The following is a 23,396-nucleotide window of genomic DNA, read 5'->3' as shown; positions in this document are numbered from 1 at the left end:
ATGAATAGAATAGATAGATTAAGTGCCATACTTATACAACTTCAAAGTAAAAGCTGTATTACAGCTGCCGAAATTGCTGATCGTTTCAATATTAGCTTACGAACTGTTTATAGAGATATTAGAGCCCTCGAAGAAGGTGGTGTACCCATTGCTAGCGAAGCCGGTAAGGGGTATTCCTTATGCTCTGGATACAATTTGCCTCCTATCATGTTTACGCAAGATGAAGCCAGTGCTTTTATATTAGCAGAAAAGCTCATGTCAAAAATGAGCGATATAAAAATTCAAGAAGCCTTCAGCACTGCTCTATTTAAACTTAAATCAGTATTACGCTCAAACGAAAAGGATTATCTAGAATCATTAGATCAAAAAATAAGTGTTTACAATATTAATAACACTAACAATCATGACACTGACCTATTCCTAAATGATATTCAGCATGCGCTTGTAAATAAAAAGTTATTAGAGATTGAATATGAAGCAAATTATAATGGTAAAATAAGTTCTAGAGTAATTGAACCCATGTGCCTTTGTAATTATTGGCAAACGTGGCACCTAATTTCATATTGCAGACTAAGAAATAGCTATCGCGATTTTAGGTTAGATCGCATCTGTTCGCTTAAAGTATTAGATGAACACTATGGTGATGAGAACTTAATTAATATTGAAGATTATTTTAATACCCTTTCGCCACAAAATGACCTGAAAAAAATTACCCTCCAAATTGATAAAAGCATCTACACTCAGGTATCCCTTGCAAAGTATTTTTATGGTTTGCTAAATGAGCAATTTGATGGTAATAATTATACAATGGATTTTGCCTATGGTAACCTCATCTATTTTGCTAAATGGATTATTAGTTTTGGAACTGAAGTTAAAGTGATCAGTCCGCCAGAACTTCAGGAAGAAATCATTCTGTTAGTAAAAGAACTCTATAGTTACCATGAGTAGAAACAAACAATGTACCCCTCAATATTTAATCTATTAAACACTCCCCGAAGTACTAATCTTGATACGCACAAGTACACAAAAGCCAACTGCATTATGTATTTTTGAATCATGATTAAACATCCAATACACAAATCACAATTTGGAAAACGACTGTTGGTATTATTCTGTTTGTTAATTTCTATAATTTCAACGGAAGCACAAACTGCATTTTGGAAAAGCAGCAACGAAAGCTATTTTGTAGGCGATTATTTTGTGGCTTCTTTAATAATAGCTGGTTCTGATGTTAAAAAACAACCCAAACTAGCGAGTTCTGAAGCTTTCAGTTACCAATTACTTGAAAAAAAGAAAGTAGAAGCCGAAGATCAAACCACAACCATCTTCAGATATAAGTTTATTCCTGTTAAAGCAGGTTCGCTTTTACTACCACAAGCAGCTATAGGAAATCTTAAAACTGATAACTTTCCTTTAATAGTGCAAGCTCCTGAGCGTAATCCTAATTTACGGCTTGAGGTAACTGTTTCAGAAAACAACTGTTATCAATTTCAGCCTATTACGCTGTACTTTAATTGGCAATCGGCTATTCCTCTTAATAACCTAAAGGCCGTAAATATTGATTTACCCATTTACAAAAACAAATATTTTAAAGTATACACACCTAGTAAAACAGCACAATTCTCAAAGCACGATATTGGTCTACCCGTTTCGGGCAAGCGTATAATTGCAAGCATACACGATGTTGATATTAATAACACACCATATAAAGGCATCGAATTTCAGCTAACCATCGTACCCCAGCAAGCAGGTATTTTCGAGATAGAACCATCTACTGTTTTATGCTCGTACCTAAAGCAAAATACTTCCTTCAATGCCTACCCTGCTTACTTCGATAATAACCTATTCGATACAGAAACCTCAAATAAATACAAGCGATTGGTTTGTCAATCCAAAACCATAAAACTACATGTTAAAGAACTCCCTAGGAAAAACAAACCTGCAAATTTTAGTGGCTTATTCGGTGCTTTCAATGCCGAGGCTAATTTAAGCGAAGCACAAATTGAAGCAGGCGAAGCTTTAAAAATGCAATTCATAATTAAAGACTATCCGTTTCCCGAGACATTTGCTTTACCAGAACTTAATACCCTTCTGAATAATGATTTCTCATTTACTAAGGCAAACCCTGTAGTTTCGTATAATGATTCGTTAATTACCATCGATAAATTAATCCGTATTAATAGCGTAAAAACGAAGGCGTTACCTGAAATTCGCATTCCTTACTTTGATACATCTAAAAACAGCTATGCATTTATCAATACCAATGCCATAAATATACAAGTACTACCCAATAAAGCAAACACAAGTGATATTGCTGATTCTACACAAACTGCTGTTAAAAAAAATGCATTAACATCTAATCCTTACGGGATACTCCAGTTATACACACAAAAAGATGCCCTGAAGCAACAGAAACAAAAAGGAAACCATTGGTTTTGGTGGTCATTAATCCTCTTGCCTATCGCCATATTTTTAGGCAATAAAGCGTATGTATCTTTCACCAGCCAATCCGCCACTCAGAAAAGAAACATTCGTAAAGCAACAAGAGTATTTAATAACAGTCCACGCAATACTATTGAGGAAACCCAGAATGCAATACAAATTTTCTTTCAGGATGCTTTTGCGGTTACAGATGAAGTTTTACTGCCCAATAAAATAACTGAAGTATGTTCTTTTTACTCTGTAAATATCGATTTACAACCAATTAAAGATTTCTATGCAGTTTACTTCAGCAATAGCTTTTCTCAAACTGATAAATCAACTTTAGCCAATACTAAAGAGGTTAAAATGTGCATCAATAAACTTGCTAAAATATGCTTACAGAAATAAAAAAATACTTGATAAGATACCATTTGGCCATATTGATGCTCTGTTTTGGGATTTCGGCTTATGCCGATAAAAATTATGAAAGCTATCAACAAGCACTTCAACTATTTGAACAGGCAGATGAATTACAAGCTGCAAATCCTGATTCTGCAAAAGCGAACTATCAAAAAGCTGCCAATAGATTAGAGTACTTAATACAAAAATCGAACATCAAAAACGGATGGCTACATTACAATTTAGGGAATACCTATTTTAGAATGGACGAACTAGGCTTAGCCATATATAACTATAGAATGGCTCAGAAATATTTGCCCTATCACAAGGATGTGAGTCATAACCTACAATATGCACAATCGTTAGTGACTGATGCTACCGAAGAAAATACCTCATCGCGGTATGCCCTAACTATGGAGTATATCCGAAGCATCGCTACCCCAATTAAAGTGTTACTATTTATTCCATTGTATATCATAGTATTGCTCCTTTTCATCACCCCAATAAAAAAACGTTTCCCGGTTTTCTACAGATGGATTGGCTTTGCGGTACTGCTGCCCATAACCATATTATTGGCCTTAAGCAGCATTGAATCTACAAAGGGTATCATCATAAAAGATAGCATCATTGCTAAAAAAGGAAACAGCTTGGTTTACGAGGATGCACTAATGAGTGGACTAAACAAAGGCTGTGAGTTTACCTTGTTAGAGCAACGTAATGAATGGATTAAAATAAAGTTAATCGATGGCAAAGAAGCTTGGATACAAGAAGATGGTGCCAAAATTATAAAATAAGATATTAGTAAGTATAAAGACCTATTATAATGAACGATATAAAAACTGAAAACGAAGCATTATTAGCGAAAGCACTGCTTTTTGATAAAATTAAAACAGAAATCAGTAAAGTAATCATTGGGCAAAGTGATTTAATTGATAAATTACTCATGGCCCTATTATGTAATGGTCACGTTCTTATAGAGGGGGTCCCTGGCTTGGCAAAAACCCTAACTATTAACAGCCTGGCCGATACTTTACATGCATCATTTAAACGTTTACAGTTTACTCCCGATTTATTACCTGGAGATTTAACGGGTACTTTAATTTATAGTCCGAAAGACGGTAGTTTTGAAACCCAGCGAGGACCTGTTTTTGCCAATATTGTATTAGCCGATGAAATAAACCGTGCTCCTGCTAAAGTACAGTCGGCTTTGTTAGAAGCCATGCAAGAAAAGCAAGTAACCATTGGTAAAGAAACGCTTCAGTTACCAAAACCTTTTTTTGTTTTGGCTACACAGAATCCTTTGGAACAAGAGGGAACCTATGAGTTACCGGAAGCGCAGGTTGACAGATTCATGTTCAAACTAAATGTGGAATACCCAAGTTTTGAAGAAGAACATCAAATACTACAAGCCATGTCGAAAGCCAAGGCTGATGTGAAGTTAGAACCAGTGGTTGACATAGCCGAGATACAAGGTATTCAGCTTTCGCTTGATGAAATATTCTTACACGAGCGCTTAGAAAAATATATTATTCGCTTAATTTTTGCCACCCGAGAACCTAAAAAGTACGTTAGCGAGGTGGCCGAATATATTAAGATTGGTGCATCGCCTAGGGCTACCATATTTATGGCAAAGGCGGCAAAAGCAAAAGCTTTTTTACAACAGCGCACCTATGTTACTCCTGAAGATATCCATGCTGTGGCTCCCGATATTTTACGCCATCGCGTGGTAGTAAATTACAAAGCTCAGTCGCGCGGAATTAGCATCGAAAAGGTTATTGATACCATACTTAAAAACGTAGCTCTTGAAGAAGCCTAATATGTCAGTACACGAAACCGACATTCACGATATTCACCTGCAATTTCTTAAAATTGTTGATGAACAGTTAGCAGGCTTATTCCGCAGTGCCTTTAAAGGCCACGGCTACGAATTGGCTGAAATACGAAAGTATGCCCCGGGTGATGAGATTCGAATGATTGATTGGAATGTGACTGCACGAACCGGTGATTTATATATCCGCCAGAATTTAGAGGATAAAGAATTATCTGTTTTTATATTGGTAGATGCTTCTGCTTCTGGTTTGGTGCATAGTTTAGAGTCGAGCAAGCAAAGTGTTATTACCAAACTAGCTACCTTACTTACCATGCTTTGCGTGCGTAACCGCGATCAGGTTTCTATTATTAAATTTACAGATGAAATAGAGGGATATTTACCTCCTTCAAAAACGGCATCGCAAAGTATAAAAGCCATCAACTTACTATATAAAGAAGCTACCCATTCTAAAAAAACGAGCATCAAAACAGCCTTACAACAATTAATTTCCTTAGAAAAGAAAAATGCCTTGGTATTTCTTCTTTCCGATTTTATGGATTCTAATTATCAAGAGGAATTGGAGTTGGTATCGGAATTGCACGATTTAATTTGTTTGCAAGTAAGCGACCCTTTAGACGAAGCATTACCAAATGTGGGCTTAATTGAAATGAATGCTATTGAAAGTGGCACCTCAGGCATTATTAACACATCTAACCGAAAGCTACTTAAAAAAATAAATGCATCACTCCGTGAGCAACAAGGCAAATTACATCGTATGCTGCTCGATGTAAATTGCGAACATCTCAAGCTTAATGCAAATGATGACGCAGTAATTAGTTTAAAGCATTTTTTTAGTCAACGCAAAAAAGGACGGAATCATGTGGGCGCATAGAAATCATACATACAATTTATTCTACCAATTAATGTTTGCTTCCCTCATGGGAGTAGTATTATTAGCTTGCAATAAGAAAGAAGATACTAGCCTAAGACAGCATTATTCATTAGAAGAAAGCTCTGTTGAGCTTCGATTACAAAAAACGCAATATCATTTACCTGATTATATTAATTTTAGTTTAAATATTGAGAGTAATGAAGAACTTACGCCTAAGGTTTCCATAGATAAACAATACAAGAAGCATTTGCAATTAGCGCATTTCAATAAGAACATCGTTGTTGCTTCAAGTGCAGATAGATTATTGCATCAATACCAATTTATTTTCTCTGCTAAGCAAGCCGATACAATATGGTTTTCTGGCTTTAATGTGCAATTCAATAATGGGGCTGAGGTAAAAACTGATAGCATACAGATATTTATAAACTCAGTGCTGAATGATAAAAATGCCGAGCCAAAACCAATCATTACAAAATTACCCTTTCGTTTCCCATTTGTATTTATAACAATCATTATTCTGCTATCGGCAGGAGGATTTTACATCTATAAGAGAAGGCTTCAAACTAAAGTTGAGACACCTATTATTGATCGTGATGAAAAGGCATACTTATTAAAAGAAATAGAATCATTAAGGCTTAAGCCGACAAGCCCAATGAAATTCGATAGCCATTTACAAAGGCTCTTAATTAGTTTTAAGGCACATCTTCAACCTACAGAATATATCAAACTTATTAACGAATATGATAGCTATTATAAAGAACAAAGTTTTGCTAATAATCAAGCTGAATCAGAACGTCGGAACAAGTTAATAGATTTTTTAATAACTAAACTGAAAAATATGCATCGTGGGTTGGCCTCAGTGACGTAGCTTGGGACCCACTTGTTGAAATTGATGAAAAGACAAAAAGCTGTTTGAGCGCAGCGAGTTATTTTTTGTCTCAGCAATGAAACAAAAGTGGGTAAGCGAGTGCTGCAGCCACGGTCCTCTTTGTTTACTTTCTGCGACTGCAGGGAGAAAGTAAAAGCCCTTGCGGCTTGAGCAATTAAATGATATAATACGAAATATAAAATATACATATAGTCAATGCAATTTGAATCACCCATAGCATTATTTTTACTTCCGCTATTGCTTGCAATTGTGATTTACCGCAAGCGCAAAAATACGGCTAGTGGTATTTCCATGTCGAATGATGCTGCAATGCAACTCATAAATAAACGTCAGCAATGGTATTATAAGCTGCCTTATATATTGCAGATAGCAACTGCCTTTTTTCTAATATTTGCCCTAGCACGCCCGGTAACTACAAATGCAAAGTCTGAACGAAAATCAAAGGGGATTGCCATGCAACTGGTGGTGGATATCTCGAGTAGTATGGATCAGAATGTTCAAATTGCAGATAGTTCTGCTACTCGAATGGAAGTAGCCAAACATGTTATAGCTGGTTTTATAAAGGGTAACGATTCTACTTTTATGGGACGCACACACGATGTTATAGGTATCATTTCATTTGCACGATTTGCCAATACCATTTGTCCGTTTATTATGGGGCCTGATGTATTGGTGCACTTTGTGGATAAACTTGAAATTGAAGATCGCCCCAACGAAGATGGAACTGCTTATGGCGATGCAACTGCCCTTGCTGCAGCGCGCCTTGAACGCATGGATGATATTTACGATCAGCAAAACGTACAAAAAACAGATGATACTTCTGTAAAAAGTAAAATCATCATCCTGTTAACAGATGGCGAAAATAACTGTGGTAAATACCAACCCATGGCAGCAGCAGCATTGGCCAATAAATGGGGCATTAAAATTTATACCATCTCGTTACAAGACGAACCCGATACACAAGAAATAGAACACGAAGGACAAACTATTGAGTTGCCCGAAGATTTAAGCCAAACAGACTATACCTTACAGCAAATGTCGAACTTAACAGGAGGCAAGTTTTGGCGTGCACACGATTTTGGTACGCTTAACAAAGTGTATAAAGAAATTGATGAACTTGAAAAGAGCGATATCAAAACCATATCGGTGATAGAAAAAAAGGATGTGTTTTACATTTTTGCACTATTGGCCTTACTGACACTTTGCTCCGAAATAATACTTCGCAACACCTTATTACGCAAAATTCCATGATAGCATTAGTACTATATAAACCCATATATTTAAGCTTTATGCCATTGGTTGGCATATTGCTGTTTCTTTATTTGCGTGCATCGGTAAAACGTAGTAAGGCTTTAAAAATATTATTTCCACATAGAAAAGATAGTGCTTTTGAGCGACCAAAAAAGCTGCGCAACCTAAAAATTTCTTTAATGTTATCTGCTTGTGCTTTACTGATTTTTGCATTGGCACAACCCGCTTGGAATTTAAAAACAGACACCTCCATCCGCCAAGGAAAAGATATTGTAATTCTGCTTGATGTATCCAGAAGTATGTTGGCTGAGGATTTGAAACCCAACAGACTTGAAGCTTCAAAGCAAGCTATTATAGAGTTTGCTGAGAGCTTGGAAGGTGACCGAATTGCATTGGTGGTTTTTGCTGGTGCATCGCAAATTGCTTGTCCTCTTACTTACGATTATAACTTTTTTAAGAGTGTAGTGCAAGATGTGGATTGGCAATCGGCTAATGTAGGTGGCACCTATATCTCAACAGGCATGGAACGGGTTTGTAACGATTTGCTTGAAACGCAAAAACAGGCTTTAGTTGATGTATTACTATTATCGGATGGCGGTGATATGGGCAAATTAGATTCATTGGGCCAATACTTCCTAAAGAACCAAATTAACTTGGTAAGCATTGGTATTGGGAATGCCAATATTGAGAGCTTAATACCAGAAACAGATGCTGATAAAATGCAAACATCCCCTTATGTACAACATCATGGAGAACCCGTAAAAACAGCATTAGAACCTGAAGCCCTCAAACAAATAGCCAAAATTACCAAAGGAGCTTATGAAGAAACGGTTGGCAAAACCATTAACTTAATTAATATCTATCAGCAACATAAAAACAATGCACAACTCAAAAGTGAAATAGAATCTGACATTAGCAGCTTTAAAGAGCAGTTTCAATGGTTTATAGCATTGGCTTTATTATTAGTTTTTATCACACTAGCCATCTCTAAAAGAAAGGGACATCAAATCACTAAGGTTCTTATTCCGTTTTTCATATTATCATTGCTCAGTTGTAATAATGAGCAAAATAAGATTAAACAACTAAACAAAAGTGCACAATTAAGTACCAATCAAGAAGCCTATATATTGGCTACAAACGATTACAAAACAGCTTACGAACAAAGTACACATCGGGAAACAAAAGCTGCTTTGGCATATAATGTTGCTAATTGTTTGTACCAACAAACTTTTCATATAGAAATAGATATTGAAGAGGACGAGGAATTTGATATTGATGAATTAAAACTGCAACTCTACAACGAAAGTTTAAGCTATTACAAAATTGCCTTAGAACTAAACCCAAAACTAAAAGATGCCATATTCAACTACGAAGTTGTTAAGCAAAGTGAGAATGAATTATTGGCAGAAATTGAAAAGCAAAATCAGTTGCAAGATCAAATGAATGATCCTGTAAAGGAGATATTAAAAGTGTTGACCAACGAATTGCAATTGCAGCAGAAGCATAATAACAATGTAACTTGGTTCCTACGTAAGAAACTAAATAAGAAACAAAATTTCACTCAGGATAATCGTACCGAAAAGTTACAGCAGTTTGCACAAACACAGTTACAATATAGTGATACTACGCGCCTTGCATTACAACTAATTTGGAATTTAGAGACTGCGCTTGATTCGATTCACAATGTATTACAAATACAGTTTGAGCAAGATACGATACATAAAATAGCCATCAATAAAATGGATTCTACTTTTATGTTTCAACAAAAAGCAGCTAAATTGATTACCTCAAAAAAACAGCATAATTTATCAAGTCACCAACGCAATGCAGCTAAGCTAATTCAGGAAACTATTGACTATTTTAACAGCCAGTATAATCAGGATCCTAACATGCCCGAGGGACAGCAAGAATCTGATGAAGAAGGCGAAAGTGAGGAAAGTGACCAAGAGAGTGAATCTGATTTTGCCGAAGCACAAAGCGAAGCCTCAGCAGAATTAAGTAGCATGGATGAAGTAGAAGGATTTCCCCCGCCTAACGATAATGCGCAAGATGTATTAAAGCAAGAGCAAAAAAATAATGAATCGCGCAGTAAAAAGCCTTCAAAATATAAGTCGACTGATATGGATTGGTAATACCAAATACCTTATTAAATAATTGATGAGAAATTGAATAATTTAAAGCTTCTGCTATGAATAAAACAGATATATAGCCATAGCCACATTGATGCTTCATGAAGAAAAAGAGGCACTTAAGGAATAATTTACATCAATCATATGACGATATTTTTGATATAAGTCACTATGCTAACTGCATTAAGCAAAAAAAAGGTAGCCGCATAAGCGACTACCTAGAAAACTAAACAATCTAAAACTTCTAATTAATCTATGAAAACTACCTTACCTTTATTTCTTTTCCCATTTGGAGTGATTAATCTATATATGTAAACCCCACTTTTAATATCGTCTTTATCAATTTGTATTTCGTTAAGACCTTGGTATGCCACTCCTTCGTAGGTCCTTACATTTACCCCTGTACTTGATAATAGTTCAAGTTTATAATTTTCTCCTGAATCTGAATAGAATTGAATAACACCAGAAGTTCTTATTGGATTAGGAATAATTGATAATTCAATTTCATCTGCAGGAATACCATCAATATCAGTAGGCACAGATAAAAACTCTATATCGCTAATATTTAAACGCCTATTCTCTTCAACTCCTTGATTGGAGGCCTCCATAATAAATACTAATGTTGTTAAGTCTGTTGCATTAAACTCTGGTTCTCCACCAACAAAATCTGAGAATAATAAATTATACCTTTCATCAGAATCTGTGAGTGTTATTTGAGTTTTAAATTGATTACTCCAGTCCTCAACACTCGTTTTAAATAATGAAACTATTAATTCGCCATTGCCGGAGGCATTAAAACTCAAACTATTAAACGCTGAGAAATCGCTTGATATGAATCGGGGGGTTAAAGAACGATATAGTACGCCATAACTATCTGTACTAATTTCTAAATTAGCATTTCGTTCAATTCTTTGCCCCTCACCTTCATATAAGAAACTATTATTTGTAACTGAATAATCTAATATTGTTGTTGCTCCGTCATTAGTATCAACTCCATAAGCACCATCAGAGAAAAACAGATCATCAGGTGACATATCTTTACTATTACTCAACCTGAAACCAAAATCAAACATCTGCCCAATCTCTATATTAACATCATTAAGATATTCATCTAAGGTAAGAGTCTCTTCTTTATCGATTTCAGCACTTGTTTCTGTTGGCGACATACCCCCATCAATCTGATATCCTAAACCATCTACCTGATAAAGGGTATTAATTATTTGAAGATTTAAAACACCATTCTTATAAGCACCACTTTTTACAAAAACAGGAGGCTCTGCAGATAAATTGTAAGAACCAATTGTTTTTTGAGCTTCTATTAATTCTAGAATGCTATTCGCAATTGTAACCAAATCATCTGCATTGTTAGCCCAAATTTGGAAGTTATAATAATCACTATCAGCAGTAAACTGATCTAAATTCCAATGAGATTCAATAACAAACTGATCATCTTGCAAACGTGCTGCAAAACTTATAACATGTTCTTTAGCTCCTTCAGGGGTTTTTATTTCGGTTTTTATAAAGTGATGACCACCAATATCATCACTATCACTATCACTATCACCACCAATAATAATATTATTAACAGATAATATTTCAGACCCACTCATTCTATCGCATATATACTTTGTATGCTCATAAACACCATTCTCTGTTTTAATAGCTATTAAAGCAGCGCGCGTGTCTTCTTCATCAAGGTAATCAATTGAATGAATCTCAACTGCATTAGTTATATCTATTAAATCTCCCGGTGTGGATGTAACTCCTATTAAACCAGGTATAGGTGACTCTACGGGAATCATTGAACCAATTTCAGGAACACCATTTGTTGAGGCTTTTAACGAAGGTACTCCTGTAAATTTGGCTGCTTTTAATTTGTCAAATTTTACATTGTTCTTAACCCTATTGAAATTACGCTGATTGATTTTCTCCCCTAGACGATTATTACTTTCTAAGCCACCATCATTACCTGAGCTGGTAATCGTAATTACTGGGCATTCTGCAACACCTGAACAAGATGGATCATCGCAATCAATTAGGCCATCGCCATCATCATCAATTCCATTTAAACAATCTTCTTGTGGCACAGGAGCAGTTGGACAACGAGCTCCATCGTTACTACTGCTTGATGGACCATAAGCAAACAAATTTGAATTTATTACACCATTGGGCTCTATGTCTTGTACATCATAAATAATATAAATTGTACCGGTATTATTTGAGGATACATAAAACCTACCTTCACTATCAAAATAAACTGCTCCATAGGTATAATTAACACCACTTAAAATTGGAACCTCACCTAGGGCTATTACATCACCTGATTCTGGACTAACACGATATAAAATATTAGTTTTCTTCTCCACCGTATATAAGAATCCATCTACCGCATTAAAGGCCCAATCATGAATAGATATATCCTGAGATAAATTCATAGTCTTCAGATGACTAACATCACCATCGTAGTTCTCAATATTCAAATCAATAAGGTGTAATTCTGTGCCGCCACCTTTAGCATAATAAATACCTGTATTACTAACGTCTCCAATATAACGATTGGTGTTAGGTAACTCAGGCACTTCAAATTCAGTAACACCAAAGTCTTTTCCTATTCGGATAATCGTTTTTTGAGGTGTTGTTACAGAAGCCCATATAAATCCGTCAACTGGATTATACCCCGCTGCATTTATGTTGCCATTTTTAACAACATCTACAGCAACCAAATAAGCGCTTCCTGAGGCCAGGTCAATAGCAAATACATCTTTTTTCTGAAATAAATAGGCATTGTAATCACAATTAAATGGTGTTGAACTTGGGTTCTCTTCGCCTCTCGCTATTTCAAATATACTTAGCGATGCAAGAATCATCAGTGTAGTTAAAATATTATACATTTCGCTATGTTTTAGAAGTTTACATTAAATATACTTAAATAAGCATTAATTTAGAACATCCATAGACGAGTAACTTGTTTCTATAGATGAATGGTAAAAAACACACCAAGATCGAATTGAGACATATAGATAACAGCTCGCAATTAACACTAAGCCAGATTAATGGTATGAAGTAGCGCATGCGTATTTTAATATACCCCAAAGTCATTACTCCCTAATTTACGGCATGTATTTTGAGCTGTTATTGCAAAGAGTTAATTATAGTATCGGATTACCTGAATAAAATTATTACCAATAAATATTTAATAACAAGTATTATCTAAAACACAATACAACAAAACAATAGGTAATACGGTTACTATTTTATATTTATGCTAAAGGCTAGCAGTTACAATACTTTGTAACCTTTCTTAACAGAATAAGTATCTAAGAGACGACTTTTCTTTTAATGCATTTAAGTCCTCAAAAGTTAAAACATTCATCTGTATTGTTTTGAAGGAGGTTGATAGTGGTGTGAGAGTTTATAAACAATAGAACATTTTAGAATGAAATTATTTTTGACAGGTATTTTCTACCTCTTAGTGCTTATAGTGAGTGTAATGCCATTTAGGGCATTATATTGGTTTTCTAACTTTGCCAGTTTTATAATGCTCAATGTAGCAAAGTACAGAGTTGAGGTAGTTTCTTCTAATCTAAAAAAGGCTTTCCCCGAAAAAACAGATGACGAATTAAAACTTCTTCGCAAACTGTTTTACCGAAACTTATGCGACAATTTTGTTGAGAGCTTTAAAACTTTCACCATACGTAAGTCAACAGTAGTAAAACGCCATAAAATAAAGAACCCTGAGCTTTTACAAGATATCTTTAAGAAACACAAAGGAATTATTGGTGCCACGGGTCATTATGCCAATTGGGAATGGGGAAGCTTATCAGGAAGCCTGCAGTGCGATAATAATTTTGTGGCTTTCTACAAACCGGTTCGAAACAAGTATATGGATAAGATACTGCGCGATAGTCGCAGTAAATGTGGTACTGAATTGGCTTCGATAAAACAAACAGCTGCTACCTTTGAAAAATATAAAGATCAGAATTATGTATTTTTAATGGCTGCCGATCAAAGTCCTTCCAAAGGAAACCAGTTAAAATATGCACACTGGACATCATTTTTAGGTATTGAAACGGCCTTTCTTTCTGGTATCGAAAGACATGCTAAAATCAATAACTATCCGGTAATTTATATTGACATACAAAGAGTGAAACGCGGTTTTTACGAACTAGAATTATCTGTTCTTGTTGAAGATCCTTCGAAATGCAAGGACGGCGAGATAACCGATTTGTACAAAAACAAGTTAGAAGAAATTATCAGAAAGAAACCAGAAAACTGGTTGTGGTCGCACAAGCGATGGAAGCATACAAAAGCGTAAACAATGATTGATATACATATAGCACACATGCTCCGTAATAGAGCCGATAAATACGGAAGTAAAACGGTTTTTAAATACGAGCAAGGGGACGATTACAATACAATATCGTGGCAACGATTTAAGCAGATAGCAGAACAAATATCAAAATATTTACTGCACCAAGATATTGCAGAAAACAGTAATATTGGTATTTACAGTCCTAATATGCCCGAGTGGACTATTAGTGATTTGGCCATTCTTTCAATACGCGCAGCTGTGGTACCAATTTATTCAACTGCTGTTTATTCACAACTGAGTTACATTGTTGATGAAACCAATATGCGTGTTTTATTTGTGGGCGATGCTGAAAAGCTTAAACATGCCAAAAAGGCTCTAGATAGCTGTGACTCATTGGAGTTGATTATTACCTTTAATTGTGAGGACAGCGACGATCCAAGAATTGTGCGTTTTATTGATGTAGCAGCCTCAAAGGCTGTAGCTGATGATACCAGCTTTAATGAAAGGCTAAATAATGTAAGTACCGACGATTTAGCAACCATTATTTATACCTCGGGCACCACTGGCGAACCTAAAGGGGCTATGCTAACGCATAAAAACTTTATGTGTGCCTTTAAAAGAAACAACGAAAGACTTCAGCTTCGCGAAGATGATGTATCCATTGCTTTTTTGCCTCTAAGTCATGTTTTTGAGCGCATGTGGACCTACTTATTGCTTTACAGTGGTGCTACCAATGTGTACAACTATAATCCTAAAAAAATTATAGAAGTGTTGCCAAAAGTAAAGCCTACAGTAATGTGTGCCGTTCCAAGGTTTTTTGAGAAAACCTATGATGCCATTCACCAGAAGGCAGCTACTTGGAGCGCACCCCAACGAGCTATTTTTCGTTGGGCATTAAACGTTGGCTTACGATATATCGAATATCAAAAAGATGGCAAAAAAGTACCACAAAGCCTTGCCATAAAACAAAAGTTAGCCGATACACTTGTGTATAAAAAAGTACGTGCTGTATTTGGGGGGAACTTTCGTATGTTACCTTGTGCTGGTTCGGCCTTGAGCCCACATATACTAAAATGTTTCCATGCCATTGGTATGTTTATTACTTATGGTTATGGTGCTACTGAAACCTCGGCAACAGTATCTAACATGGCTTTTACTAACTACGATTTTGATTATACTGGCGATATTTTACCTGGTGTAGAGGTGAAAATATCAGAGGATAATATGATTCTGGTAAAAGGAGAAACAGTATTTAAGGGTTATTACAACAAACCCGAAGAAACCGCCGAAGTATTAAAGGATGGTTGGTACCATACAGGCGATCAAGGATATATTCCCAAGCCTGGCAAACTACACATGACGGAGCGAATTAAAGATATTATTAAAACTTCTACCGGTAAATATATCTCACCTCAAAAGGTGGAGTTGGTATTAAGCCAATCAACTCTTGTGGAGCAAATTTGTGTTATTGGCGACAACCGTAAATACCTTACTGCACTCGTAGTTCCGGTTTACGATGCCGTTATAAAACATGCCGATGAATTAAAAATAGCTTACGATAACATAGGTAGCTTACTCGAAGAATCTGAGATTATTAAATGGATCACTAGTGAGTTTGAAGAATTACAGAAACTATTACCATCGCACGAAAGAGTTATTAAGTTTAATTTAGTTGAGGAGCCTTTCTGCATATCCAACAACATGCTTACCAACTCCATGAAGGTACGTCGTAAGCAGGTAAATATAAATTATAAATCAACAATTGAAGCTATGTATTAACTGCTTTAATAACTAATTCAACGAAGCTGACTCAATATACTCTTTGGGGCTCAGTCCGGTTTTCTTTTTAAATAAACGAGAGAAGTATTGCGGATATTCAAAACCCAACTTGTAAGCAGTTTCGGATATTGAGGTGGCGGGATCTAATAATAGGTTTTTTGCTTCCTCAATTAAATACAAGTTAATCTGATCAACAGCAGTTTTCCCGGTCTCTGCTTTAATACTATCACTCAAATAGCGATGGCTTACTTCTAACTGAGATGCCAACCATTGCACGCTTGGAATTCCATTTTCTGATAGCTGTCCACTTTCAAAATAGGCATCTAAAATTTCGGTAAACCGCGTCATTAAATTCTTATTAATCTCTTTTCTATTTAAAAATTGACGCTTGTAAAAACGATCGGCATATTTTAAAAGTGTTTCAAGGTGAGAGATGATAATCTCTTTACTAAACTCATCCTGATTGTTTTGGTATTCCGATTCAATATTCCTAAAGATTGTTTTTATGGTTTGTTCCTCTTTGGGCGAAAGATGTAGCGCCTCGTTAACATTGTAATTAAAGAAATTGTAATTCTTAATCCTTTTACGAATATCCAATCCTTGAATAAAATCATCGTGAAAAGCCAAAAACCACGATTCAGAACTAATTACAATATCTTTTACCGTATAGGTTTGATTGGGTGCAGAGAATAGTAGTGTTCCTGTGCTACAATCGTACTTTGTGCGGCCATAAATAATTTCGCCAGATACAATGTTTTTTAAACTGATGATATAAAACTGATTGGTATAACTGGCTTCCTCCTTTGAGGAGATGCAATTATTTATCTCATCGGTACTCATGGTTTTCTGACCAATACTGAAAAGCGGATTCTCTGGCTCAGGTAAATTCTGCGCCAAGTTGAACTCGGTAATATTTTTAAAGTTTATCTCTCTCATCACTACAAATCAAACTATTTATTTAAAGGCATTTCAAGTGAAATTAATTCAGCTTTATATACCTCAATTCTATCGCGAGCAGTACCATCAATCAATAAAATAACTACTAACATGGCAATGGTTGTAATCATGCTAGCGCGCCATACTGGCGAATTCATAAAAATAATAAGCAAAGCACATACTGCTATAATTATGGGAATAGCTTTAAAAACTATCGTTTTATATTCGTTAATCGCTTTATCTACACGTACTATTTCTGCTTCTACAAAGGCTGAGGCATCCGTGTTGTAATCTGCTGCAAAACTCGAAATTCGGGATATGTTGGTAAAAAACAAACCAAAACCTATTGTTAAAAGCATTGCTCCGGCAACCAATGTTGGAATAATATATGCCTTGGCCATGTCTGTTTTTCCTAGCTGCCAAAAACCGATGCTTGCTAATACAAAAGCAAATCCGAAAACGATAAAAAATGCGGTTGAAAAAACCTCGGCTTTAGCCCAATCTGTTGCAGTTTTTAAAATATCCATAGCGTTATTGATTTTAATATTTAAAATTGATGAGCTGCTTTAATAGCTATATAGCCCACTTTAAACCCGTTTCTTTTTCTGATAAATCCCATAACTTTTTTGCAACGTTCATATCCTTAGCGTGAGCTTCTATTTTATGTGCTCCCACAGGCCCAACCCAATTGCTTCGGCCTGTAGGACCGTAAAAGCCTTTTTCATCCAAATCATCTTCGGTGGCACACATTAACTCAGGGTAAGCTCCTTTTTCAGCTGATTGTGTTAAGGGCGATAGTTTCATCAATCCAAAGGTAATTCTAAGCATTAAACTACCACTGGTTTTAATAAGCGAAGTTCGTGAAGAGCCCGGGTGACAGGCATAAGCTTTCACATCAGTTTTGCCGGCTTGTTTTAATCTATCTTGTAATTGGTAAACCGACATAATTTGAGCCAGCTTACTTTGGCTATAAGCATTATTACCGGTGTAATCCTTATCCCAATTCATATCATCAAATTTTATGGCTTTAATGCCCATATTATAACCCAAACTACCCACGGTTACAATGCGTCCTTTTGATTTTTCAATTAAAGGGAATAATAATCCTTGTAGTAAAAAATTTCCGTAATGATTGGTTCCTAATTGGCTTTCAAAACCATCTTCGGTGAGCACTTGCTTGGGCACTTGTGCAATGGCGGCATTTAGCATTAAAGCATCAATGCGTGGCACGGTTTCAAGCACCTCTTTAGCTGCTTTTTTAACAGAGGCCAACTTACCTAAATCCAAAGTTATATAGGATACATCAATAGCATTTCCTAATTCGTTTTTATAGCTTGCAATTACATCTTCTGACTTTTTAGGGTTACGATTCAACATCACTACTTTGGCACCTTTCGATAGAAGAATTTTTGCTGCTTCAAATCCAGTTCCGCTAGTGGTTCCGGTAATAACAAATATTTTCCCCTCTTGCGATTTCATTAACTCTGGTGTCCATCCTTTTCTTCCAAATCTGCTATCAGTCATCATTCAAACTTTTAGTTACTAAAATATTATGGTACAAAGGTCGTTCATCAAAGGCATTTAGCACTTAAACATTTTGGTAGTAGTTGTATACTTTTTGGTATTAACACCCAAATTACTATAAACTTAGCGCAATTTACCTCAAAGCATCTTACATCTGTGTATTTGAATATTCAGGATGTGCTTTCGGAATTTCATTTTTATCATCCCTTATCATTTCGCGTATATCAATTTCAATTGCTCGGGATATCGTTGTAATTGGTATGTCGTTACTCATTCCTTCAAACGGATTTTCAGAAACATCGCCTACTCTTTCCATTAACATGAAAATCCACGAAATAACGATACTAAAGGGAATGGTTAACCACACAAAGTTTTTAGCAAAGAACAGGTGCAATACATTAACATTTTCGTGTTCGAGTAATGCATAGCCAATCTTATCGAATTCATGCATAAGCCCTAATGGCAATAGAAATATAAAAATCCAAACAAAAAACAGATTCAGAGTGGCAAACTGTCGGGGGTAAGGAAAATTTTTAATCCGCTCTGCTTGCCCCTGCAAAGTAAGTAGCTCGCCAATGATGTTTTTAAACTCCACATGCCTAAAATTGTCGATATATCCGTTCAGTTTTAATTGTTTAAAATGACTGGACTGAAGGTTAAGACAAGCAGTTTGTTTATTGGTTTTACTTAATATTTGGTCTCTTTCTTCATCAGATAAATAACCGGCTAACTCCTCCTTTAAGGTATGCTCATACTCCCTTACTTTAATGGCTTTCATATGCTCCTTATCCGATAGGTTACTTACCGTTGTTTCCCAGTTTTTCTTAACCCTAAGGGCATGCCTGAGGGCTGTCATCCAGGCCACATGGCGCATAATAATCGTTTTTTTAATCTTGAAAAACTCCTCATCTGTTTTGGCTTCCTTGGCATACTCATTGGTAATAAAATCATTAACCATTGTGGCCAATAATCGAGATGTATTTACAATTCCTCCGTATATTTTTCGAGCTTCCCAAAGCCTTCCGTAGGAGGCATTATTTTTAAACCCACTGATAAATGCGAGGGCCATACCAACCAATCCGATAGGAAGCCATGGCAGATGTAGCCATTTCCAATCTACTACTTCGTATAATATTACAGGTACAAGTGATAAGAGTACAAAGAAAAAGAGATACCTCCTTGTCCATCGCACTACAGTGCTAATGGGGTAAATTGCTTTTGTATACATAGTATGAGTTTATTAATTAACTAGCTATTCAATTTGAATGACTGAAGTAGAAACACTGACTGCAAGCGCGCCATTTTTCCATTTCTCTTAAAATTAAGGCATTCTAAACACAATTAGAAATAGAAATTGTTTAAAGTTGAATTGAAATAGGATACGATTAAGGAGGTATGCATCGCTATCAACCTCAATTGCTCGAAGTGCTAGGTATTAAAGTGAAGCGCTAAAAAGAATAACGAAAACCCGAATTTAGAATAGGTGACACAAATTTGTGAGTGACTATTCTTATGCAATGTTCGGCTTATGGGTTCAGCGAAGCGGAGACGCTTCGCTGTTTTTTTTGTTTTATAGTATTTTAATTCGAATTCTGATTACGGAATTCACTAGGAGTAATACCAGTATGTTTTGTAAACAGACGGGTAAAATATTGTGGGTCGTTAAAACCAATATCATAGGCGATATCACTCACACTAAGCGCTGTACTTTTTAAAAGTATTTGTGCTTTTTCAATACGTTTGGTATTAATATAGTTTTGCGGACTATCGTTATAAACCTTCTTAAACTCTCTTTTGAACGAGGATAAACTCAGGTTACTCATTTTAGCCAATTCATCTGCTGAAAAATTGGAGAACAAATGCGTATCTATCACCTTTCTGAGTTGCGCAGTTTTTGGGGCATACAAATCGGAGATCAAATCAACAATCGAATCAATATTCTTGGTTTGAATTAGCAATAATATCAATTCCTTTACCTTAAGTTCGAGTATATCTTCACTAACTAAATCTGGATTCTCAAAATAAAACTCGAGCGACTCAATAAAGCGTGCTATAATATTTTCAGAAGCAACAACTTTGCTTTGCTTTGCCGTTTTACTTTTTTCAATAATGGCAGGTAGCTCATCGCCATAAATAGCTTTTAGTTGTTCCGGTACCAAATGAATGGCCAATACATCAACCGTATCGCTATCAACACTATTTAGCAAATCGAAATAGTAGGTACCGCAACGTAACAGCACCGCTTCTTTCGATTTTATGGGCATGTCTTTTAATGTTGAAGACTGCATTTTAAAACCAGCCTCCTTAAAATAAAGGAAGCAACCTTCATTCTCAAAAATACCTTCTTTTCGGAATGGGGCTGTTACGGTAACCCGCGAAATAAGCTCACGCCCTTTGTATTCAAAATTCGACTGGTTCAGAATCATCTTGCTTATTTTATAGCTTCAATGGCTTTTATAATCTCACTTGGCTCAGCACGTTTGGTATAATCGGCATCAATAAAAGCATAACTAATTACACCATCTTTATTAATCACATAGGTGGCTGCAAGTGGCAATTCGTCGGAATTATTACCATTGTAAGATTTAAGGTCGAACTTGGCATCGTAAATTTTAGCCACATCCGGAGCCAGTTTAAATACCAATCCGTATTCTCGGGCCACCTTATTATCCAAATCACTTAGTATGCTAAATTCGAGTTCGTTTTTCTCAGCCGTGCTCATTGAATTATCCGGTAATTCAGGCGTTAGTGCCAATAAGTTAGCACCTGCTTTTTTAAATTCATCCAAATTATCCTGAAGCGCGTGAAGCGTAAGGTTACAATAAGGGCACCATCCACCGCGATACCACGTTAATATAACCGGAGTTTCTTTAAGCATATCATATAGTGCAAGCTCTTTGCCCATCTGATCCTTTAAGGTGAAATTAGGTGCCTTGTCTCCCACCTTTAAAACCCGCTCATAAATACCCGAAGCTATTACCGATTCAACGCCATTGGCATAAATATCTTTTACCTCTTTACTAAAATTTTGCTGCGCCCATTGCGCTCGTTCATCCAATTGCTCTCCGAGTGATTTCATTTGAGTTGCGTTTTTAGGGCTCTGTTTATCTTGAGCCGAAATACTATTTGCTGTTATTGTTAGTAATACTAAAACAAATAATTTGATGCGTGTATTCAATTTCATATTCTTTTTGTTGAATTGTGTTAGTTTATACCAAAACCATCATCAAATGATTAATATAAATTACTTCTATTAAGCTTTAACTTCTTCATAAAATATCAATGTAGCTATGGCTATACATCTATTTTATGCATCGTAAAAACCCAATATAATTCAATTTATTTATCAATCTTTTAATAATGCATTTGGTATTAAAATGCGAACATCTCAAATGATAGTTTTGTTCTTGTACACTTTTAGAGTGTAAGTACTTTCTCGTCGTTTTTTAGATATTGGGTTAAAGGTTCGCCCATGTATAAAACATCTACGCCGAGTGCTTTTATTTTTTCAGCCACACCAAATTGCTCAGCACAGGCCTGACAAGCCTCTACATGAACGCCTGCTTTCATCATGTCTAATACTTCCTGCTGCACTTCGCTATTTTCTCCGACCAACTGTGCCGACGCACCCCAAATAATAACATTAACTTCTTTCCACCAAGCATTAATAATGGCATTAGAAGCATACATTACAATCATTTTACTAATTGTGTCGCGGTTTGTGGTCGTCCACAAAATGTTTAATTTATCCATTGTCCTTAGTTTTATTATACAAATACATATTTGTAACAGTTAAACAAATATATGCTATTCCCATTAGGGGTGGCTTATATTCCATTGGTAAAATCTCAGCCGGCACATCAGGATGCAGGTGTGTATAAATGGCAACCACCATAGTAGCAATTACAGCAATATTGGCTAGCCAGAAGGTAATTTTCTGAGTCTGTTTTTTTAGCATATTGCCTTTGATTGCAAGAAACAAAAGAAGAACTCCTATTCCTACTTCGCCAAACTTAACGGCATATTGTGTAAACTCAGGAAATGGAAAACCTATAATTACAAGATGCTGAAAAATGAAGGATTTAAAAGGGTTGACGAACTTTGCCAACCCTGGCACTAACATAATAAACCCTAAAATACCTGTTAGTATCTTAACTGATTTTGACATGAATTCTAATTAATGAGTTGCAACTGATTTTTCCCACTTGAACTTCACAAAGCCATTATCAACAGGTGTTTCTGCCAAGTGATTTACGTAATTACTAATCACCTTTTGCGATAAGCCCAGGATGATATCAAGCAAGTGTTTATTCTCATAGCCTACACTGAAAAACTTTTCGCGTGTTGCACCTGTAAGTCTTCCTCTCTGACGGACAATCTCTAGTGTTGTCTCTCTTAAGACTTCTAGTTTCTCGCTTGGAAGAACTGTTTCGTTTCGTAAGGCATCTGTAATAGCATCATCAACCTTCATCATTTTTGCAATACCGGTATGTGCTGGCACACAATAATGACACTCGTGCTCCACATTAATGGTTTGCCATACTACGGTTAACTCATCGGCATTAAACGATGCATTTACAAACCACTCGTGCAATTGTTTATAGGCTTCTAATAAACCTGGCGACTCGGCTAAAACACCATGTAAGTTTGGTACCATCCCGAAGGCTTTTAACGATTGCTCTAAAGATTCTTTGCTCGCTGCAGGAGCTGTTTCGATTGTGTGAATTTTTAAATTTTTCATGCTATAAGCTTTAAGAAGCGTGTGCTTCATTATTTGTATTTATTTCTATGTTACAAATGTAGGGGCTTATGAGCAGGCGTATGCGGACAATAAGTTCAGCCTAATGGACAATTGGCTCAAGGTGCGATTTTGCGAAAATTATAATGTATTGGGCTTTATATTGCATTGACTAATTTAGGATGGTATGAGGTGAGAAGGGCCCGGCTTAACGATAGGAGCGGCATCCTTTTTGGCCTTTTTCGGGACAAAAAGATACAGCGTATAGCGTGACCCGCAGGGGAAGCCCCTTATTAAATTATTAATGGAACTTACA

Annotated in this window: 20 protein-coding genes; 10 read left to right on the top strand and 10 right to left on the bottom strand. The window is 35.9% G+C overall.

All coding sequences use genetic code 11. The annotated features are described in order from the left end of the window. From A8B35_RS07500 to A8B35_RS07465, 8 genes are all read left to right on the top strand, one after another. Complete coding sequence (locus A8B35_RS07500) at positions 1-948, top strand: helix-turn-helix transcriptional regulator (protein ID WP_068472028.1); 948 nt, start codon at positions 1-3, stop codon at positions 946-948. A 108-nt stretch (positions 949-1,056) separates the two neighbouring features. Further along, positions 1,057-2,829 (top strand): BatD family protein, encoded by a 1,773-nt coding sequence (locus A8B35_RS07495; RefSeq protein ID WP_068472026.1) that lies wholly within the window; start codon positions 1,057-1,059, stop codon positions 2,827-2,829. Continuing rightward, complete coding sequence (locus A8B35_RS07490; RefSeq protein ID WP_068472024.1) at positions 2,814-3,614, top strand: SH3 domain-containing protein; 801 nt, start codon at positions 2,814-2,816, stop codon at positions 3,612-3,614. Before A8B35_RS07495 ends, A8B35_RS07490 begins: the two co-directional genes overlap by 16 nt. Before the next feature lie 29 nt (positions 3,615-3,643). Further along, positions 3,644-4,636, top strand: coding sequence for an AAA family ATPase (locus tag A8B35_RS07485; protein WP_068472022.1), 993 nt, complete (start codon positions 3,644-3,646; stop codon positions 4,634-4,636). Continuing rightward, entirely contained in the window at positions 4,623-5,522 is a 900-nt protein-coding gene (locus A8B35_RS07480; protein WP_139314841.1) for a DUF58 domain-containing protein, read from the top strand. The genes A8B35_RS07485 and A8B35_RS07480 overlap by 14 nt, the downstream gene beginning before the upstream one ends. 46 nt (positions 5,523-5,568) lie before the next feature. Then, complete coding sequence (locus A8B35_RS07475) at positions 5,569-6,390, top strand: hypothetical protein (RefSeq protein WP_068472019.1); 822 nt, start codon at positions 5,569-5,571, stop codon at positions 6,388-6,390. Positions 6,391-6,606: 216 nt separating this feature from the next. After that, positions 6,607-7,662, top strand: coding sequence for a vWA domain-containing protein (locus A8B35_RS07470; RefSeq protein WP_071792526.1), 1,056 nt, complete (start codon positions 6,607-6,609; stop codon positions 7,660-7,662). Continuing rightward, on the top strand, positions 7,659-9,794 hold the full coding sequence (locus tag A8B35_RS07465; RefSeq protein WP_068472017.1) for a vWA domain-containing protein: 2,136 nt from the start codon (positions 7,659-7,661) through the stop codon (positions 9,792-9,794). The genes A8B35_RS07470 and A8B35_RS07465 overlap by 4 nt, the downstream gene beginning before the upstream one ends. Before the next feature lie 245 nt (positions 9,795-10,039). Here A8B35_RS07465 and A8B35_RS07460 read toward each other — a convergent pair whose 3' ends face one another. Then, a complete protein-coding gene (locus tag A8B35_RS07460) occupies positions 10,040-12,682 on the bottom strand; it encodes a T9SS type A sorting domain-containing protein (RefSeq protein ID WP_083634361.1) in 2,643 nt (880 codons plus the stop codon). 545 nt (positions 12,683-13,227) lie between these two features. Here A8B35_RS07460 and A8B35_RS07455 point away from each other — a divergent pair. Next, entirely contained in the window at positions 13,228-14,106 is an 879-nt protein-coding gene (locus tag A8B35_RS07455; RefSeq protein ID WP_068472015.1) for a lysophospholipid acyltransferase family protein, read from the top strand. Between the two features lie 3 nt (positions 14,107-14,109). Next, the gene (locus A8B35_RS07450; RefSeq protein ID WP_068472013.1) at positions 14,110-15,882 is read left to right on the top strand and encodes an AMP-dependent synthetase/ligase; all 1,773 of its coding nucleotides are present in this window, start codon (positions 14,110-14,112) and stop codon (positions 15,880-15,882) included. Positions 15,883-15,894: 12 nt separating this feature from the next. Here the strand turns inward: A8B35_RS07450 and A8B35_RS07445 are convergent, their stop codons facing one another. The 9 genes from A8B35_RS07445 to A8B35_RS07405 form a co-directional block, all read right to left on the bottom strand. Next, positions 15,895-16,818 carry a helix-turn-helix domain-containing protein gene (locus A8B35_RS07445; RefSeq protein ID WP_068472011.1) on the bottom strand — a complete coding sequence of 308 codons (924 nt, stop codon included), beginning with the start codon at positions 16,816-16,818 and terminating at the stop codon, positions 15,895-15,897. Between the two features lie 14 nt (positions 16,819-16,832). Next, positions 16,833-17,345, bottom strand: a complete 513-nt coding sequence (locus tag A8B35_RS07440; protein ID WP_068472010.1) for a hypothetical protein — start codon at positions 17,343-17,345, stop codon at positions 16,833-16,835. Between the two features lie 46 nt (positions 17,346-17,391). Then, positions 17,392-18,342, bottom strand: a complete 951-nt coding sequence (locus tag A8B35_RS07435) for an SDR family oxidoreductase (RefSeq protein ID WP_068472008.1) — start codon at positions 18,340-18,342, stop codon at positions 17,392-17,394. A 148-nt stretch (positions 18,343-18,490) separates the two neighbouring features. Further along, positions 18,491-19,570: a bestrophin family protein gene (locus A8B35_RS07430; protein ID WP_068472006.1), complete on the bottom strand. Its 1,080-nt coding sequence runs from the start codon at positions 19,568-19,570 to the stop codon at positions 18,491-18,493. Between the two features lie 352 nt (positions 19,571-19,922). Beyond that, positions 19,923-20,768 carry a helix-turn-helix domain-containing protein gene (locus A8B35_RS23810; RefSeq protein ID WP_068472004.1) on the bottom strand — a complete coding sequence of 282 codons (846 nt, stop codon included), beginning with the start codon at positions 20,766-20,768 and terminating at the stop codon, positions 19,923-19,925. A gap of 5 nt (positions 20,769-20,773) precedes the next feature. After that, positions 20,774-21,526, bottom strand: coding sequence for a peroxiredoxin-like family protein (locus tag A8B35_RS07420; protein WP_222844115.1), 753 nt, complete (start codon positions 21,524-21,526; stop codon positions 20,774-20,776). A gap of 233 nt (positions 21,527-21,759) precedes the next feature. Beyond that, a complete protein-coding gene (locus tag A8B35_RS07415) occupies positions 21,760-22,095 on the bottom strand; it encodes a DsrE family protein (RefSeq protein WP_068472002.1) in 336 nt (111 codons plus the stop codon). Then, positions 22,088-22,510, bottom strand: coding sequence for a DoxX family protein (locus tag A8B35_RS07410; RefSeq protein WP_068472000.1), 423 nt, complete (start codon positions 22,508-22,510; stop codon positions 22,088-22,090). Before A8B35_RS07410 ends, A8B35_RS07415 begins: the two co-directional genes overlap by 8 nt. A gap of 9 nt (positions 22,511-22,519) precedes the next feature. Beyond that, entirely contained in the window at positions 22,520-23,083 is a 564-nt protein-coding gene (locus tag A8B35_RS07405) for a carboxymuconolactone decarboxylase family protein (RefSeq protein WP_068472282.1), read from the bottom strand. Positions 23,084-23,396: the final 313 nt, after the last annotated feature.

It is taken from the genome of Saccharicrinis aurantiacus (assembly GCF_001660705.2).
GTDB lineage: Bacteria > Bacteroidota > Bacteroidia > Bacteroidales > Marinilabiliaceae > Saccharicrinis > Saccharicrinis aurantiacus.
This window is presented reverse-complemented; position numbering and strand designations above follow the sequence as displayed.

What these genes read in the sequence shown, in the direction of transcription:
- A8B35_RS07500 (WP_068472028.1), top strand. Translation starts at nt 1, where the DNA reads ATGAATAGAATAGATAGATTAAGTGCCATACTTATACAACTTCAAAGT.
- A8B35_RS07495 (WP_068472026.1), top strand. Translation starts at nt 1,057, where the DNA reads ATGATTAAACATCCAATACACAAATCACAATTTGGAAAACGACTGTTG.
- A8B35_RS07490 (WP_068472024.1), top strand. Translation starts at nt 2,814, where the DNA reads ATGCTTACAGAAATAAAAAAATACTTGATAAGATACCATTTGGCCATA.
- A8B35_RS07485 (WP_068472022.1), top strand. Translation starts at nt 3,644, where the DNA reads ATGAACGATATAAAAACTGAAAACGAAGCATTATTAGCGAAAGCACTG.
- A8B35_RS07475 (WP_068472019.1), top strand. Translation starts at nt 5,569, where the DNA reads ATGGGAGTAGTATTATTAGCTTGCAATAAGAAAGAAGATACTAGCCTA.
- A8B35_RS07470 (WP_071792526.1), top strand. Translation starts at nt 6,607, where the DNA reads ATGCAATTTGAATCACCCATAGCATTATTTTTACTTCCGCTATTGCTT.
- A8B35_RS07465 (WP_068472017.1), top strand. Translation starts at nt 7,659, where the DNA reads ATGATAGCATTAGTACTATATAAACCCATATATTTAAGCTTTATGCCA.
- A8B35_RS07460 (WP_083634361.1), bottom strand. Translation starts at nt 12,682, where the DNA reads ATGTATAATATTTTAACTACACTGATGATTCTTGCATCGCTAAGTATA.
- A8B35_RS07455 (WP_068472015.1), top strand. Translation starts at nt 13,228, where the DNA reads ATGAAATTATTTTTGACAGGTATTTTCTACCTCTTAGTGCTTATAGTG.
- A8B35_RS07450 (WP_068472013.1), top strand. Translation starts at nt 14,110, where the DNA reads ATGATTGATATACATATAGCACACATGCTCCGTAATAGAGCCGATAAA.
- A8B35_RS07445 (WP_068472011.1), bottom strand. Translation starts at nt 16,818, where the DNA reads ATGAGAGAGATAAACTTTAAAAATATTACCGAGTTCAACTTGGCGCAG.
- A8B35_RS07440 (WP_068472010.1), bottom strand. Translation starts at nt 17,345, where the DNA reads ATGGATATTTTAAAAACTGCAACAGATTGGGCTAAAGCCGAGGTTTTT.
- A8B35_RS07435 (WP_068472008.1), bottom strand. Translation starts at nt 18,342, where the DNA reads ATGACTGATAGCAGATTTGGAAGAAAAGGATGGACACCAGAGTTAATG.
- A8B35_RS07430 (WP_068472006.1), bottom strand. Translation starts at nt 19,570, where the DNA reads ATGTATACAAAAGCAATTTACCCCATTAGCACTGTAGTGCGATGGACA.
- A8B35_RS23810 (WP_068472004.1), bottom strand. Translation starts at nt 20,768, where the DNA reads ATGATTCTGAACCAGTCGAATTTTGAATACAAAGGGCGTGAGCTTATT.
- A8B35_RS07420 (WP_222844115.1), bottom strand. Translation starts at nt 21,526, where the DNA reads ATGAAATTGAATACACGCATCAAATTATTTGTTTTAGTATTACTAACA.
- A8B35_RS07415 (WP_068472002.1), bottom strand. Translation starts at nt 22,095, where the DNA reads ATGGATAAATTAAACATTTTGTGGACGACCACAAACCGCGACACAATT.
- A8B35_RS07410 (WP_068472000.1), bottom strand. Translation starts at nt 22,510, where the DNA reads ATGTCAAAATCAGTTAAGATACTAACAGGTATTTTAGGGTTTATTATG.
- A8B35_RS07405 (WP_068472282.1), bottom strand. Translation starts at nt 23,083, where the DNA reads ATGAAAAATTTAAAAATTCACACAATCGAAACAGCTCCTGCAGCGAGC.